This window comes from Curtobacterium sp. NPDC089185 (genome assembly GCF_040685235.1).
Lineage (GTDB): Bacteria > Actinomycetota > Actinomycetes > Actinomycetales > Microbacteriaceae > Curtobacterium > Curtobacterium citri.
This window is the reverse complement of sequence record NZ_JBFBHK010000003.1, coordinates 211,875-227,472: the sequence shown is the minus strand read 5'-3', so window position 1 is coordinate 227,472 and position 15,598 is coordinate 211,875. Positions and strand designations below refer to the sequence as shown.

Genomic DNA, 15,598 nt, shown 5'->3' with positions numbered 1-15,598 from the left:
CGACCCCGTCCCGCCCCGTCCTGCGGAGGGGGAGGATCAGACGGCGTCGCCGTAGGTGCGGCGGAGGTGCTCGGCGTAGCCGCCGGGGGTGCGGCCGGCGAAGCGCCCGCTCGTGACCACCGGCAGCTCGGTCGTGGCACGGACGTCGAGACCGAGCGCCCGGGCGCGCTCGACCAGCCGGACGTCCTCGTGCTCCGGGACGGGGTCGAACCCGCCGAGGGCGGCGTCGGCGTCCGCCCGGACGCCGAGGTTGGCGCCGTGCACGTGCCCGAGGGTGGCCCCCGGCGGGTGCGCCCGACGCCAGCGTTCGAGGACGACCGGGTCGAGGTCGTCCGGGTCGGGGACGACCGCGCCGACGAGCACGTGCGCCCCGGCGAGCATCGCGTCGACCTGCTGCACGAGCCAGTCGCGGTGCACACGGGAGTCGGCGTCGGTGTGCGCGAACCAGTGGCGGCCGGGGACGACCCCGTCGGCGAGGAGCCGCGCGTGCGCGGTCCCGAGGGCACGGGCACGGCCGACGCCCACGTGCGCGGAGGTCCGGACGTGCAGGGCACCACCGGACCACGTCGGGTCGGTCCGGCGCGCACGGTCGACGACCGCCGCGGTGCCGTCGGTGCAGCCGTCGAGCACGAGCGTCACGCCGACGGCGACGCCGGGGCGGTCGCGCGCGAGCGACGTGACCGCCGCCGACAGTGCGTCGAGCGACCGGCCGACCGAGTCCTCCTCGTCGTGCACCGGGACCACGACGTCGATGCGGGCGGTGCTCACCGGACGAGTCCCTGCGCCCGGGCGACCGACACGACCGACGGTCCGGGGAACACGCTGAGCACGAAGTCGTCCTCGACGTGGTGGACGATCGCCGGGCGCGGCCACCGGGCCGCGATGCGCGCGTCGACGGTGTCGCCGTCGGTCACCGCCTCGTCGTCGGGGTGCCGCCAGTGGCAGGCGACGAGGACGCCGTCGTCGTCGAGCGAGTCGAGCACGCGGTCGACGGTCCGGTCGAGGTCGTCCGGCGACAGGTAGTAGCCGACCTCGGAGAGGACCACGAGGTCCCACCGGCCGGACGGCCACTCGGCGGGGAAGGCGGCCTGCTCGAACCGGGCGGCCGGAGCGCGTCGGCGTGCCTGCTCGATCGCGGCGGCCGCGACGTCGGTGCCGGTCACGCGGTCGGCCCGCTCGGTGAGCGCCGCCGTGAGGACACCGGTCGCGCAGCCGAGCTCCAGGGCCGAGCGGAACCGCGGACGGGGCAGCGCCGCGAGGGTGACGGCGCGCTTCCGCTGCTCGTACCAGGAGCCGTCGAAGTCCCACCCCTCGGGCTTCCGGGCGTAGTGCGCGTCGAACGACTCCGCCGACCGGGACCGCAGCGGTGCGAAGAACCACTCCTCGGCCCGCAGGTGGTGTGCGGCGTGCCGGTCGTCGACGATCGGCTCGTCCCCGGGGGCGTCCGACAGGGGCTCGGTCTGCGACGGGTACGCCGCGAGCGCCCGGGCCTTCCGGTCGCGCACGTCGGCGTCGAGCGGCAGCGCGCGTGCCCGGTCCCACGGCGCCACCGGGGCCGCGGGGTCGTCCCAGTGCCAGGCCCAGACCGGGTAGGCGAGCAGGTCGGTGCCGGGGGTCGCGGCGACGACCTGCTCGGCGACCTCGCCGGCGATGCGGTGGTCACGGTGCCCGTCGCCCCGCCAGGGGGCCACCACGAGCGTCGGGCGTGGTGCCCCGGCGAGCCGGTGCTCCAGGGCCGTCCGGAGCACGTCGACGTGCTCGCGGAGGCCGCCGTCCGGCACGTCCAGCTCGGTGGCGCTCGCCGCGGGGTGCAGGGTGCGCAGCGCCGCGCGGAACTCGTGGGACCGTCGCGGCGCGAGCTCCTCGGGTGTGGTCGTGGGGGAGTCCGGGTGGGAGCGCTCCCCGCGGGTGACGAGCAGGACGTGCACCGGGATCCCGGCGTCCGCGGCCACCGCGACGAGCCCACCGGCGCCGAGCGTCTCGTCGTCGGGGTGCGGCGCGACGACCACGACCGCGCCGACACCGCGCAGGTCGACGGGCGTCGGGGGGACGGCCGCCAGGAACGCCGTCCACGCCGCGGGGTCCGTGCCGGGCTCCCGGTGGTCGAAGCTCACCACGCGACACCGCCGCGCTCGACGACGATCCGGCCGACCCGGGCGGTGTCCCGGGCCCCGTGGTCCTGCAGCACGTAGAGCCCGAGGTCGGCGACGCGGGCGGCGACCTCGACGTCCCGGGTCAGCGGTGCCGGTCCGACGGTGGACACGACACGCTGCAGCACGGCGTCGACCGCGCGGCGCACCCGGGAGCGGGTGACCTGCGCCAGGAGCGACCAGTCGGGGTCGGTGTCAGCACCGGGGTCGGTGTCCGCACCGTGCGCGCTGCCGTCGATGCGGGCCGCCGCCGTCGCGAGGGCGTCCTCCGCGTCGGCGAGGTCGAGGACGGTGGCGCCGAGGGCCTCCTGCAGCAGCTCGGACGACGGACGGGCCGCGGCGGTCGCGCGCAGCAGCCGGGCCAGGCCCACCGCACCGCCCCACCAGCAGGCAGCGACGCCGATCCCGCCCCAGGCGAAGCCCGGTCGGGTGAGGTACCACCCCGGGTCGCCGACCGGCTCCGCGGCGACACCGTCGAGCTCGACCGGCCCGCTCGGCACGTCGGGCATCCCGCGCGCGACCCACGACTCGTCGTGCACCGTGACGCCCGGCTGCCGCAGGTCGACCGCGAACAGCTGCCGCTCGTCGCCGACGTGCGCGGTGACGAGGGCGTGGGACAGCGACGAGGCGAGCGAGCACCACGGCTTGACCCCGTGCAGCCGCACGCCGCCCGAGGAGTCCCTCGTCGCCTCGAGTCGGAGGCCGGGGGCCTCCGCGGCGAACACTCCCCACGTCGAGTCGTCGGGCACGGGGACCCCGGCCTGGGCGAGGATGCCGAGCGCGTCGAGGTGCGGCTCGACGGTGCGGGCCGTCGCGACGTCCGCTGCGGCGACCGCCGCCAGCGTGGCGAGGACGGCACCGGCGGTGCCGGAGGTCAGGAGCGGGGTGGTGGACGCGAGGGTCCGCGCGACGGTGAGCCGCTCGGACGGGGTCGCACCGGGCCTCCCGGCAGACGCCTCGACGTCCGCGGTCCGGACCGCCGCAGCGGACGGTGGCCAGGCGGGGGAACGCAGCATGACCCCGACGCTACGGGGTGCGTGCCGAGGGCGTACCCGGACTCCTCCGGCTCCTGTCGTGCGATCCACAGAACGCAGAGGGGCGCTCCACAGACGCCTCATAGGAATCCCTCGATACTCGAAGACGTGACCATCTCCCAGCCCGCCGCAGCCCCACGTCTCACCCGCCTCGACGGCACCCCGTTGCGCATCCTCGTCGTCGACGACGAGGCCAGCCTGACGGACCTGCTCTCGATGGCGCTCCGGTACGAGGGGTGGGACGTGAAGAGCGCGAACGGTGGGCAGGACGCCCTCGCCACCGCGCGCGAGTGGAAGCCCGACGCGATGGTGCTCGACGTGATGATGCCGGACCTCGACGGCCTCCAGGTCCTCAGCAGGCTCCGACAGGCCGACGACGACACCCCGGTGCTCTTCCTCACCGCGAAGGACTCCGTCGAGGACCGCGTCACGGGCCTCACGGCGGGCGGCGACGACTACGTCACGAAGCCGTTCTCGCTCGAGGAGGTCGTGGCCCGGCTCCGCGGACTCATCCGCCGCTCGCAGATCTCGGTGTCCGAGGCCGGCGACTCCCGCATCGTGGTCGGTGACCTCGTGCTCGACGAGGAGTCGTACGAGGTCTCCCGCGCCGGGCGGCCCGTCGAGCTGACCGCGACCGAGTTCGAGCTCCTGCGCTTCCTCATGCGGAACCCGCGGCGGGTGCTGAGCAAGGCGCAGATCCTCGACCGCGTGTGGTCCTACGACTTCGGCGGCAAGTCCAGCGTCGTGGAGATCTACATCTCCTACCTGCGCAAGAAGATCGACGCCGGCGAGACCCCGATGATCCACACGGTGCGGGGCGTCGGGTACGTCATCAAGCCGACGTCCTGAGGGGCGGCGACGTGACCCTCCGTCGACGGCTCGTCCTGAGCACGGTGGCGCTGGTCGTCGCCGTGAGCGCGGTGATCGGTGCCGGGAGCATCATCGCGCTGTTCTCCATCCAGCGGTCGGCGATCGACCAGCAGCTGCAGTACGCCACGAGCCGGGCGCAGAAGTCCCTGCAGAACCAGGGCCCGAACGGCCCGAGCCTCGAGATCGGGCGGCCCTCCGGACAGGCCGCGGGCACCCTGACCGTCTACTTCCTGAACGGCAACGCGGCGGTCGGCAGCGTGCTCGACAACGCCGGCGACGTGGACCGGATCTCGAGCGCCGCCGCCCGGCCGCTCGGCGAGGTGACGGTCGACGGTGCGGCGCACACGGTCGACCTCGGCAGCGAGCTCGGCCGCTACCGCGTCACGGCCGCCCCGGTCGGACCCGCCGTGCTCGTCGTCGGCCTGCCGATGGCACCCGTCTACGAGAGCGTCTGGAAGCTCCTCGGCGTCGTGCTCGTCGTCACCGCCGTCGCCCTGCTCGCCGCGTCGGCGGTGGCCGCGGCCGCGGTCCGTCGTTCCCTCCGGCCGCTCGACCGCGTCGCCGAGACCGCGTCGGCCGTCGCGCGGATGCCGCTGGAGCGCAGCGAGACCCTCGACGGCGTGCGCGTCCCCGACACCGATCCCCGGACCGAGGTCGGCCGCGTCGGCACCGCGTTCAACCGGATGCTCGGGCACATCGCCGGGGCGATGCAGGCGCGTGAGCGCTCCGAACAAAAGGTCCGGCAGTTCGTCGCGGACGCCTCGCACGAGCTGCGCACCCCGCTCGCGTCGGTCCGCGGGTACGCCGAGCTCACCCGCCGGATGGGGGCCGACCTGCCGCCGGACGTCGTGTACGCCATGAGCCGGATCGAGTCCGAGTCGGTCCGGATGACGAGCATGGTCGAGGACCTGCTGCTCCTCGCGCGGCTCGACGAGGGCCGCGAGGTCCAGTTCGCCGACGTCGACCTGACCGGTCTGGTCCTCGACGCCGTGAACGACGCGCACGCTGCATCGCCCGACCACGTCATCGCGCTCGACGTGCCGTCCGAGCCCGTCGTCGTGCCCGGGGACGCCGCGCGGTTGCACCAGGTGGTCGTGAACCTCGTGACGAACGCCCGGACGCACACCCCGGAGGGCACCCGGATCACCGTGGGCATCCACCGGGTCGCGGACGGGGTCGACCTGACCGTGCGCGACGACGGGCAGGGGATCGACCCGGAGTTCCTGCCGAAGCTCTTCGAGCGGTTCGCCCGGGCGGACAGCTCGCGGTCGCGGAGCGCGGGGTCGACGGGGCTCGGCCTGGCCATCGTGGACGCGGTCGTGCAGGCGCACGGCGGTCGGGTCGCGGTGGCGAGCGTGCCGGGGGACACCGTGTTCACGGTGCACCTGCCGACCACACGGCCGGCGGTGGCGACCGCCGACGGCTCGGCGACGGCGGTCCCGACCGCGTGACGGACGGGAGGTGCGGGGCGGGCCCGCACCGTGCCTCCCGTCCGACGGTTGGTCGCGGTCCGGATCCTGTGGTACCTTCTTCGAAGCCAAAGACCGCCGGTCGTCTGTGCGCTTGCGCGCAGACCGAAGGTCCTCACCCGTGGGGAGTCCAGCGCAGGTGTTCAGAACCACTCCTCCCGTTCGCGGGGGAGCAGCTCCGAGCCTCTGCGCCGGAGCTTTTTTCGTGTGTGGACTGTGCTCGTCACAGTCATCGACCTGGGGCTAGCCGGCAAGAAACCCCCAAGGAGAACCATGGCGAACAAGGAAGCTGCGGTCGCCGAGCTCACGGATGCATTCCAGAGCTCGAACGCCGTCCTGCTCACCGAGTACCGCGGTCTCACGGTCGCGCAGCTCAAGGAGCTCCGCAACTCGATCCGTGAGCACGCCACGTACGCCGTGGTGAAGAACACGCTGACCAAGATCGCGGCGAACAACGCCGGCATCTCGTCGTTCGACGACGAGCTCGCCGGTCCGTCCGCTCTCGCCTTCGTCCACGGTGACACCGTCGCCGTCGCGAAGTCGCTGCGTGCATTCGCCAAGGCGAACCCCCAGCTCGTGGTGAAGGGCGGTTACTTCGACGGTAACCCGCTCACCGCGACCGAGGTGGACAAGCTCGCCGACCTCGAGTCCCGTGAAGTCCTGCTCGGCAAGCTCGCCGGCGCCTTCAAGGCCTCGCTGTTCGGTGCTGCGTACCTGTTCCAGGCACCCCTCTCGCAGGCCGTCCGCACCGTGGACGCCCTCCGCGAGAAGCAGGAGTCCGCGGCCTGACCAGGCACGCGTTCATCAACCACACGTTCTAGCTAGTAGTAGGAGAAAATCATGGCGAAGCTTTCGCAGGACGAGCTCATCGAGGCCTTCAAGGAGCTCACGCTCATCGAGCTCTCGGACTTCGTGAAGAAGTTCGAGGAGGTCTTCGAGGTCACCGCTGCTGCCCCCGTCGCGGTCGCCGCGGCCGGTGGCGCTGCTGCCCCCGCCGAGGAGGTCGAGGAGAAGACCGAGTTCGACGTCGTGCTCAAGTCGGCCGGTGACAAGAAGATCCAGGTCATCAAGGAGGTCCGTGGCCTCACGTCGCTCGGCCTCGGCGAGGCCAAGGCGCTCGTGGAGACCCCCGACGCCAAGGTGCTCGAGGGTGTCAACAAGGAGACCGCTGACAAGGCCAAGGAGTCCCTCGAGGCTGCTGGCGCCACGGTCGAGCTCGCGTAGTTCGTTCCTTCTGGTCACGAAGGCCGCTGCCCCTCGGGGCGGCGGCCTTCGTCGTGTGCGGGGCGGGGGCGTGGGCGCGAGACTCGGCTCTGCGGACACTTTCGTGCTTCGAGGACCGCGAAAGTGTCCGTCCAGGCGAGTCTCGTCTCAGCCGAACACGTCGTGCGAGCGGAGCAGGGCCTGGAAGCGGTCGAGCCGCTCCAGGTGCCACCAGGTCACCCGGACGACGGCACGCACCTCCTGTCGTCGTCGGATCCGGTCCTCGCGCAGCTTCTCCTGCCAGACCACCTCTGCCGGATCACGGCCGGCGAGCATCGCACGGTCCACGTACTTCTGCTTGCCGTCGAACTCGACGACGACGCCGGTCTCCGGGAGCCAGAAGTCCACGCGATCGATACCACGACCGTGGCGGAACTCGTGTTGCGGCACGACCGCGGTGAACCCGCTCTCGACCAGTCGGACCGCGGTGTACGACTCGCCGACGGACTCGTGTCGGGCGTCGAGCGCTGCGAGCACCACGCGGGCTCGCCTCGAGCCTCGGTGTGAGCCGGGCGGCAGCGCGGCTTCGACGGCGGCGACGTCGAGTGCGCCCGTCCGCACGGCCCCGTCCACGGCCACGGCGGCGACGTGGACGGGCGCTGAACGCGCGACGGCCGAGGCGGTGGTCGTCGGAGCGGTGACCGCGACCCCGTCGAACCGGGCGCGAGCGAGGTCGAACGGTCCGATCCCGGGCGCGTGCAGCACGAGGCCCGCGCGGTGGACGGTCGTGTCCAGGGCGGGGACGGTCACGTGGACGCGTTCGGGGACGGGACCGATGACCGGCCAGCCGTGGATCAGCGCCGCGGTGAGGTGCGAGAAGACGCCGCCGGACGGGACCGCCGGGGCCACGGCCCAGGCCCGGACGAGGTGCCGGTCGCTCGCGTCGAGCTGCTCCCATGACGATCGGGCGATGTACACGCCCGCGCGCAGTCGCACGACTGAACCCGCACGGTGCTGCCGCCGCAGCGTCCGGGACGATGCGTCGTCCTCGGCGCGGAGGAGCGCCGGACGTTCTCGGTGGTGTCGCATTCCGCCACGGTCGTGCAGAGCAGGCTCGCCCGGGTACGCGTCGGCCGACTTGTGGACGGCGACGCTGCGACTCGCGCGTGGGGAGGGATCGCGAGGCTCGTGTCAGCGGACACTTTCGCGGCTTCGGGACTGCGAAAGTGTCCGCTGAGACGAGGCTCGGCCGCCGGCAGCGCGTCAGCGCAGCGTGCTGTGGCGGCGGCCGTAGGCCAGGTAGAGCGCGGCGCCGACGAGCATCCACACGCCGAACGCGATCCACGTCCCGGCGCCGAGGAACACCGCGAGCAGGACGCAGCAGAGCGTGCCGAGGACCGGGACGACCGGGAACAGCGGCACCCGGTACGAGCGCTCGAGGTCCGGTCGGCTGCGGCGCAGGACGAGCACCGAGACGTTCACGAGCGCGAAGGCGACGAGCGTGCCGATGCTCGTGGCGTCGGCGAGTTCGCCGAGCGGCACCAGGGCGGCGACCACGGTGACGACGACGCCGACCACCAGGGTGCCGGCGACGGGCGTGCCGGTCCGGTGCGAGACCCGGCCGAACAGCTTCGGCACCAGGCCGTCCCGGGCCATGGTGAGCAGGATGCGGGTCTGCCCGTAGAGCACGGTGAGCACGACGCTCGCGATCGCGACGACCGCACCGACGGAGAAGACCAGGGCGACCCACGGCCGGCCGGTGACGTCGACCACGATGCGGACGAGCGAGGCCTCGTCGGACGAGAACGACGTCCAGGCACGGGCCCCGATCGCGGCGATCGCGACGAGGATGTACAGCGCGGTGATGAGCGCGATCGAGCCGATGATGGCGCGGGGGAGGTCGCGGCGGGGGTCCTTCGCCTCCTCGCCGGCGGTCGACGCGGCGTCGAACCCGATGTACGAGAAGAACAGACGGGAGGCCGCGGCCGTCACCCCGGCGGCACCCATCGGCGCGAGCGGTTCGAAGTTCTGCGCCCGGAACGCCGTGAACGCCACGACGACGAAGAAGACGAGCAGGGCGATCTTCACGACGACCATCAGCGTGTTCACCCAGGCGCTCTCCCGCGCGCCGGGCAGCAGGACCGCCGTGGCGAGGAGCACCAGGACCGCCGCCGGAAGGTTGACGACGCCGCCGTCCCCGGGTGGTGCGGCGATGGTTGTCGGCAGGTGCAGCCCGAAGACGCGCAGGGTCTCGTCGACGTACTCGCTCGCGCCGACGGCGACCGCGGCGACCGAGACGGCGTACTCGAGGACGAGGCACCACCCGCAGACCCACGCGATGCCCTCGCCCATGGTCGCGTAGGTGTAGGAGTAGCTCGAGCCCGAGGTCGGCACGGCGCCGGCCATCTCGGCGTAGGAGAGCGCCGAGAGCAGGGCCGCGACGCCCGCGAGCACGAACGAGATCCAGACCGCCGGGCCGGCCAGCGGGACCGCGGTGCCGAGCACCACGAGGATGCCGGTGCCGAGGGTCGCGCCGACGCTGATCATCGTGAGGTGCCACACGCCGAGCGACCGGCGGAGCGGTGCGCCGTCCACCCCGCGCGCGGCCTCGGCCTGCAGCTGCTCGATCGGCTTGCGCCGCGCGAGCTGCTGACGGAGGGACGTGGGGCGGGTGGGCGCGGACGTCATGGGACCTCTGGTGGAGCGGGGGAAGGGGACTGCTGATGGTGGCACGGCCCCTGAACGGGGTCAAATACGTCGCACACCGCCGGTGTCCGGAGCCGGGTCTAGGTTGGGCGCATGAGCATGGGGCACGGCGCGCGGGTCGGTGGAGGCGGTCCGCGCGGCGGCGGGCGCATCTCGAGCGGGGACGTCCAGGCGCAGCGAGCCGCGAACGCCGAGGCGCCGCGCATCCCGCACCTGGTCCGCCGCATCGCCGGCCTGTTCGTGCCGCACCGCCGCGCGATCGTCCTCACGGTGGCCCTCGTCCTGGTCGGCGCCGCTCTGTCGGTCATCCCCCCGCTGCTCACCCAGCAGGCGTTCGACCGCGGGCTGTTCCCGCCCTCGGGACGGCCGGACGTCCCCGTGCTGCTCGAGCTCGTCGGCGGCATGGTGGCCCTCTGGATCGCGAGCGCCGGGGTCGGCATCTGGCAGACGTACCTGACCGCGACGGTGGGCAACAAGGTCATGGGCGCGATGCGCATGCGGTTGTTCGCCCACCTGCAGCGCATGGAACTGGCGTTCTTCACGCGCACGAAGACCGGTGTGATCCAGTCGCGTCTGCAGAACGACGTCGGCGGGGTCGCGAGCGTGCTGAACAACACGATCTCGTCCGTGCTCGGCAACACCGTCACGGTCATCGCCGCCGTGGTCGCGATGCTCCTGCTCAGCTGGCAGATGACGATCGTCGCGGTGGTCCTGCTGCCGCTCCTGGTCATCGCGCAGCGTCGGGTCGGTCAGGTCCGCGCGCGCATCGCGGGGCAGACGCAGGAGTCGCTGTCGGACATGACCGCGATCACCCAGGAGGCCCTCAGCGTCTCCGGCATCCTGCTCGCCAAGTCCTTCAACCAGCAGCGCAGCGAGACGCAGCGCTACGGGGACGAGAACCGGAACCAGATCCAGCTGCAGGTGCGCCAGCAGATGTCCGGACAGTGGTTCTTCGCCATCGTCCAGGTCTTCCTGTCGATCATCCCCGCGGTCATCTACGTCGTCGCCGCGTACCTCATCATCGGCGACGTCCCCATCACCGCCGGCACGATCGTGGCCTTCACCACGGTGCAGTCGCGGCTGCTGTTCCCGACGGTCGGCCTGCTCCGCGTGGTCCTCGACCTGCAGACCTCGGGCGCGCTGTTCGCCCGCATCTTCGAGTACCTCGACCTGCGGCCGGCGATCACCGACGCGCCCACCGCCCAGAAGGTCGACGAGCGTCGGGTCGGGCACGTGGCGTTCGAGGACGTCACCTTCGCCTACCCCGACGGCGAGCCGGACAAGCCGACGCTCCGCGGGGTCTCCTTCGACCTCGAGCCCGGCCAGTTCGCCGCATTCGTCGGTCCCTCGGGCGCGGGCAAGACGACGATCTCGTACCTGGTGCCGCGGCTGTACGAGGCGTCGGCGGGCTCGGTGCGCTTCGCCGGGCAGGACGTGCGCGACCTCGAGCACGAGGACCTGATGCGACACGTCGGCATCGTCAGCCAGGAGACGTACCTGTTCCACGCGACGATCGGCGACAACCTCCGGTACGCCAAGCCGGACGCGACCGCCGCCGAGCTGGAGCGGGCCGCGCGGGCCGCGAACATCCACGACACGATCGCCTCCTTCCCGGACGGCTACGACACCGTCGTGGGGGAGCGCGGCTACCGGCTCTCCGGCGGCGAGAAGCAGCGCATCGCGATCGCGCGGGTGCTGCTCAAGGACCCGCCGGTGCTCGTGCTCGACGAGGCGACGAGCGCGCTCGACTCGATCTCCGAGCACGTCGTGCAGACCGCGCTCGACACCGCTGCCGCCGGACGGACCACGATCTCGATCGCGCACCGGCTGTCGACGGTCCGCGACGCCGACGTCATCTTCGTGCTCGACCACGGGCAGATCGTCGAGCGGGGGTCGCACGACGAGCTGCTCGCGCGCGACGGCGTCTACGCGTCCCTCTTCCACCAGCAGGACGCCTTCCACCAGCAGGACGCGCCCGTCGACGCCGGGCGCTGAGCTGCGCGCCGACGACCGAGGGACCGCCGCGCAATCCGGCGTCGCATCCCGGCGCACCGCCGGGGGTGCCGCCTAGACTCTGCGGCGTGCGTTACGCGAACTCCGTCGTCGACCTCGTCGGCGACACCCCGCTCGTCCGCCTGAACCGTGTCACCGAGGGGATCCGGGCCACCGTCCTCGTGAAGGTGGAGTACCTGAACCCCGGTGGCTCCGCGAAGGACCGGATCGCGACGAGGATCATCGACGCCGCCGAGGCATCCGGTGAGCTGCGTCCGGGCGGCACCATCGTCGAGCCGACGTCCGGCAACACCGGGGTCGGGCTCGCGCTCGTCGCCCAGCAGCGCGGCTACCGCTGCGTGTTCGTCCTGCCCGACAAGGTCGGCGAGGACAAGCGGAACGTCCTGACCGCCTACGGTGCCGAGATCGTCGTCACCCCGACCGCCGTGGCACCCGACGACCCGGAGTCCTACTACTCGGTGTCGGACCGCCTGGCGGAGGAGATCCCGGGCGCCTGGAAGCCGAACCAGTACGCGAACCCGAACGGCCCGCGCAGCCACTACGAGACGACCGGTCCGGAGATCTGGCGCGACACCGAGGGGCGTCTCACGCACTTCGTCGCCGGCGTCGGCACCGGCGGCACGATCACCGGTGCCGGCCGGTTCCTCAAGGAGGTGTCGGACGGCGGCGTCAGGATCGTCGGCGCCGACCCCGAGGGTTCCGTCTACTCCGGCGGCTCCGGCCGGCCGTACCTGGTCGAGGGCGTCGGCGAGGACATCTGGCCGCCCGCCTACGACCCCGAGGTGCCGGACGAGATCATCGCGGTGAACGACGCGGAGTCGTTCGCCATGACCCGTCGCCTGGCGCGCGAGGAAGGGCTGCTGGTCGGTGGTTCGAGCGGCATGGCCGTCGTCGCCGCACTGCGCGCCGCCCGCGACCTGACCGAGGACGACGTCGTCGTGGTGCTCCTGCCCGACGGCGGACGTGGCTACCTCGGCAAGATCTTCAACGACCGCTGGATGCGCTCGTACGGCTTCGCCGAGACCGACGACGCCCGGACCGTCGGGTCGGTCGTCGCCGGCAAGGACGGCCGCCTGCCGGACCTCGTGCACGCGCACCCGTCGGACACGGTCCGCGACGTGGTCGAGATCATGTCGACGTACGGCGTCTCGCAGATGCCCGTCCTCAGCGCCGAACCGCCCGTCGTCATCGGCGAGGTCGTCGGTGCGGTCGCCGAGAAGGACCTGCTCGAGCAGGTCTTCACCGGCGTCGTCGCCATGACCGACGCGGTCAGCGGCTCCGTCGGCGACCCGCTGCCGCTCATCGGCGTGGGGGAGTCGCTGTCGGCGGCCCGCCGTGCGCTCGAGACGGTCGACGCGCTCCTGGTCGTCGACGACGGCAAGCCCGTGACGGTCCTGACCCGTCACGACCTCCTGACCTCCCTCTCCGAGTGACCCCGCTCGCCGAGTGACCCCCGACCCCCGAGGAACCGAAGCACGCATGACCGAGTTCGCCACCCGCGCCGTCCACGCCGGCCAGGACCCCGACGCCACCACCGGCGCCGTCATCCCGCCCATCCACGTCACCAGCACCTACGTGCAGGACGGCGTCGGCAACATGCGGAACGGCTACGAGTACTCCCGCGGGGGCAACCCCACGCGGGACGCCCTGCAGACCCTGCTCGCCGACCTCGACGGGGGCGTCGCGGCGTACTCGTTCGCGTCCGGCCTCGCTGCCGAGGACGCCCTGCTCCGCGCGTACCTGGAGCCCGGCTCCCGGGTCGTGATGGGCAACGACGTCTACGGCGGCACGCACCGCCTGGTGAACCGGCTGCACGTGCCGTGGGGTGTCGAGCTCGTGGTGGTCGACATGAGCGACGTCGACCGGGTCCGCGCCGCGCTCGAGGGCGCCCCGGCGAAGACGGTCCTGTGGGTCGAGACGCCCACGAACCCGCTCATGAAGATCGCCGACATCACGCTCCTGTCCGAGGTCGGGCACGAGGCCGGCGCGCTCGTCGTCGTCGACAACACCTTCGCCTCGCCGTACCTGCAGCGGCCGCTGTCGCTCGGTGCCGATGCGGTGTCCTACTCGACGACGAAGTACCTGGGCGGCCACTCCGACGTGGTCGGCGGTGCCGTCGTGCTGCGTGACCAGGAGTTCGCCGAGCAGGTCGGCTTCCTGCAGTTCGGTGCGGGCGCGATCGGCTCGCCCTTCGACGCGTTCCTGACCACCCGCGGCATCAAGACGCTCCCGGTGCGCATGGAGCGCCACTCGTCGAACGCGCAGGCCGTGGCGGAGGCCCTGGTGTCCGCTCCGGGTGTCGAGCGCGTGTACTACCCGGGCCTCGCCGACCACCCCGGGCACGAGGTCGCGGCGAAGCAGATGAGCGGCTTCGGCGGCATGCTGTCCGTCGCCCTCACGGGCGGGCCGGAGGCCGCGAAGCGGTTCGTCGAGTCGACCGAGGTCTTCACGCTCGCCGAGTCCCTGGGCGGCGTCGAGTCGCTCATCGGGTACCCGAGCGAGATGACGCACGCGTCGGTGAAGGGGACCGAGCTCGCGGTGCCGGAGAACGTGGTCCGGCTGTCGGTGGGCATCGAGGACCGCGGCGACCTCGTCGCCGACGTGCTGCAGGCGCTGTCCCGCTGACGCGGCCACGGGCCGTGCACCGACAGGGCGACGGACGGGAGGCGCTCCACCGGACCGGTGGGGCGCCTCCCGTCCGTCGTGGTGCCCGTCGGACCGTCGGTGCCGGCCCCTAGGCTGGTCCGGTGAGCAGCGTGGCGACGAGGTCGGGGATCCTCGGTGGGCGGTACGCCCTCGCGACGCTCGGCATGGTCGCGATCGTCGGGGTCGCCGCGTTCCAGAACCTGGCGATGACCACGGTGATGCCGGAGATCAGTCGCGACCTCGACGGGCAGACCCTCTACGCGCTCGCGTTCGCCGCGCCGCTCGCCGCCGGGGTGCCCGGCATGGTGCTGGCCGGCAACTGGTCGGACCGCTCGGGCGGCCGCATCGTCGCCTGGGTGTCCGCCGCGTTCTTCGCGATCGGCACGGCCGTGGTGATGCTCGCACCGACGATGGAGGTCTTCCTCGTCGGGCGCCTGGTCGAGGGGTTCGGCGCCGGGGCCGTCGACGTCGTGCTGTACGTGCTCGTCGCCCGCATCTTCCCGGCGGAGCTGCACGGCCCCGTGTTCGCCGGGTTCGCGGCCGCGTGGGTGGTGCCCGCGCTGATCGGACCCGCGCTCGCCGGCATCGTGACCGAGGTGTGGGGGTGGCACTGGGTCTTCGCCGGGGCGCTCGTCATCGCACTGGTCGCGTTCGCGCTGCTCGTGCCGACACTCTCGCGCCTGCACGCCCCGCCCGTCGAGCGTCGTCCGGCGTGGCAGCGCGGCCGGATCGCCTGGTCGGTGGGGGCGGCGGTGGCGATCCTGCTGCTCAACGTGGCGCCGGACCTCGGGGTCGGGGCGCGGATCGCCGCGGTCGTGATCGGCGTCGTCGGGGCCTGGGCGGCGCTGCGGCCCCTGCTGCCGACGGGGACCTTCCGCGCCGCGCCCGGCCTGCCGTCGGTGGTGCTGCTGCGCGGGCTCGTCGCGGCGGCGTTCTTCGGCAGCGAGGCGTACGTGCCGTTCCTGCTGCAGGAACGCCACGGGCTGTCGGCGTCGGCCGCGGGGCTGGCGCTCACCGTCGCGGCGCTGAGCTGGGCCGGCGCGAGCTGGCTGCACGGGCGGCTCGGGGAGGACCGCCTGACCGCGGCCCGGACCTTCCGCGCCGGGCTCGCGCTCGTCCTGGTGAGCCTGCTGACGGCGCTCGCCGTCGCGCTCTGGGACCTGCCGTGGGCGGTGCTCGTCGCCGGGTGGTTCGTCGGCGGCGCGGGCATGGGCGCGATGTACCCGCGGCTCTCGATGCTCACGCTGCGCTTCTCCCGCGAGGGCGACGACGGGTTCGCGAGTTCCGCGCTGACCATCGCCGACGCGTCCGGCAGCGTGGTCGGGCTCGCGGTCACGGGCCTGCTGTTCGTGGGGAGCGGGGGAGCGGACGGCGACTGGTCGTTCCCGCTCGTGTTCGTCGCGATGACGGGCATCGCGCTCGTGGCGGCCGTCGCCGTCCACCGGCTCGGTCCGGTGCCGGCACCCGCGGCGGGGCCCGCACGGAGCTGACGTCCCGGCGGTAGCGT

Annotated in this window: 13 protein-coding genes; 8 read left to right on the top strand and 5 right to left on the bottom strand. The window is 72.9% G+C overall.

Annotation, left to right across the window (positions count from 1 at the left end; translation table 11 throughout):
* Positions 1-36: 36 nt before the first annotated feature.
* The 3 genes from AB0N84_RS04575 to AB0N84_RS04565 are packed head-to-tail and all read right to left on the bottom strand — an operon-like array spanning position 37 to position 3,166.
* Positions 37-768 carry a glycosyltransferase gene (locus AB0N84_RS04575; RefSeq protein ID WP_363544049.1) on the bottom strand — a complete coding sequence of 244 codons (732 nt, stop codon included), beginning with the start codon at positions 766-768 and terminating at the stop codon, positions 37-39.
* Positions 765-2,114: a bifunctional PIG-L family deacetylase/class I SAM-dependent methyltransferase gene (locus AB0N84_RS04570; RefSeq protein WP_363544047.1), complete on the bottom strand. Its 1,350-nt coding sequence runs from the start codon at positions 2,112-2,114 to the stop codon at positions 765-767. The genes AB0N84_RS04575 and AB0N84_RS04570 overlap by 4 nt, the downstream gene beginning before the upstream one ends.
* The gene (locus AB0N84_RS04565; RefSeq protein WP_363544045.1) at positions 2,111-3,166 is read right to left on the bottom strand and encodes an acyl-CoA dehydrogenase; all 1,056 of its coding nucleotides are present in this window, start codon (positions 3,164-3,166) and stop codon (positions 2,111-2,113) included. The genes AB0N84_RS04570 and AB0N84_RS04565 overlap by 4 nt, the downstream gene beginning before the upstream one ends.
* A 126-nt stretch (positions 3,167-3,292) precedes the next feature.
* Between AB0N84_RS04565 and AB0N84_RS04560 the strand changes: the two genes are divergently transcribed.
* The 4 genes from AB0N84_RS04560 to rplL all read left to right on the top strand — a co-directional run bounded on the left by AB0N84_RS04560 (position 3,293) and on the right by rplL (position 6,747).
* Positions 3,293-4,033, top strand: a complete 741-nt coding sequence (locus AB0N84_RS04560; protein WP_182045986.1) for a response regulator transcription factor — start codon at positions 3,293-3,295, stop codon at positions 4,031-4,033.
* 11 nt (positions 4,034-4,044) lie between these two features.
* Positions 4,045-5,505: an ATP-binding protein gene (locus tag AB0N84_RS04555; protein WP_363544042.1), complete on the top strand. Its 1,461-nt coding sequence runs from the start codon at positions 4,045-4,047 to the stop codon at positions 5,503-5,505.
* Between the two features lie 291 nt (positions 5,506-5,796).
* Positions 5,797-6,312, top strand: a complete 516-nt coding sequence (rplJ, locus tag AB0N84_RS04550) for a 50S ribosomal protein L10 (protein WP_069712148.1) — start codon at positions 5,797-5,799, stop codon at positions 6,310-6,312.
* Positions 6,313-6,363: 51 nt separating this feature from the next.
* Positions 6,364-6,747 carry a 50S ribosomal protein L7/L12 gene (rplL, locus tag AB0N84_RS04545; protein WP_069712149.1) on the top strand — a complete coding sequence of 128 codons (384 nt, stop codon included), beginning with the start codon at positions 6,364-6,366 and terminating at the stop codon, positions 6,745-6,747.
* 147 nt (positions 6,748-6,894) lie between these two features.
* Here rplL and AB0N84_RS04540 read toward each other — a convergent pair whose 3' ends face one another.
* Together AB0N84_RS04540 and AB0N84_RS04535 are read right to left on the bottom strand one after the other, a co-directional pair.
* Positions 6,895-7,722 (bottom strand): hypothetical protein, encoded by an 828-nt coding sequence (locus tag AB0N84_RS04540; protein ID WP_363544038.1) that lies wholly within the window; start codon positions 7,720-7,722, stop codon positions 6,895-6,897.
* A gap of 267 nt (positions 7,723-7,989) precedes the next feature.
* Entirely contained in the window at positions 7,990-9,414 is a 1,425-nt protein-coding gene (locus AB0N84_RS04535) for an amino acid permease (RefSeq protein WP_363544035.1), read from the bottom strand.
* A 117-nt stretch (positions 9,415-9,531) separates the two neighbouring features.
* Here AB0N84_RS04535 and AB0N84_RS04530 point away from each other — a divergent pair, with 117 nt between their 5' ends.
* From AB0N84_RS04530 to AB0N84_RS04515, 4 genes are all read left to right on the top strand, one after another.
* Positions 9,532-11,427, top strand: a complete 1,896-nt coding sequence (locus AB0N84_RS04530; RefSeq protein WP_363544177.1) for an ABC transporter ATP-binding protein — start codon at positions 9,532-9,534, stop codon at positions 11,425-11,427.
* An 86-nt stretch (positions 11,428-11,513) separates the two neighbouring features.
* Positions 11,514-12,878, top strand: coding sequence for a cystathionine beta-synthase (locus tag AB0N84_RS04525; RefSeq protein WP_363544032.1), 1,365 nt, complete (start codon positions 11,514-11,516; stop codon positions 12,876-12,878).
* Positions 12,879-12,924: 46 nt separating this feature from the next.
* Positions 12,925-14,070, top strand: a complete 1,146-nt coding sequence (locus tag AB0N84_RS04520; RefSeq protein WP_363544029.1) for a cystathionine gamma-synthase — start codon at positions 12,925-12,927, stop codon at positions 14,068-14,070.
* A 122-nt stretch (positions 14,071-14,192) separates the two neighbouring features.
* Positions 14,193-15,581, top strand: coding sequence for an MFS transporter (locus AB0N84_RS04515; RefSeq protein ID WP_363544025.1), 1,389 nt, complete (start codon positions 14,193-14,195; stop codon positions 15,579-15,581).
* Positions 15,582-15,598: the final 17 nt, after the last annotated feature.

Bases quoted from the DNA above. Each gene is read 5' to 3' on its own strand.
- AB0N84_RS04565 (WP_363544045.1), bottom strand. From the start codon at position 3,166: ATGCTGCGTTCCCCCGCCTGGCCACCGTCCGCTGCGGCGGTCCGGACC.
- rplJ (WP_069712148.1), top strand. From the start codon at position 5,797: ATGGCGAACAAGGAAGCTGCGGTCGCCGAGCTCACGGATGCATTCCAG.
- rplL (WP_069712149.1), top strand. From the start codon at position 6,364: ATGGCGAAGCTTTCGCAGGACGAGCTCATCGAGGCCTTCAAGGAGCTC.
- AB0N84_RS04535 (WP_363544035.1), bottom strand. From the start codon at position 9,414: ATGACGTCCGCGCCCACCCGCCCCACGTCCCTCCGTCAGCAGCTCGCG.
- AB0N84_RS04530 (WP_363544177.1), top strand. From the start codon at position 9,532: ATGGGGCACGGCGCGCGGGTCGGTGGAGGCGGTCCGCGCGGCGGCGGG.
- AB0N84_RS04520 (WP_363544029.1), top strand. From the start codon at position 12,925: ATGACCGAGTTCGCCACCCGCGCCGTCCACGCCGGCCAGGACCCCGAC.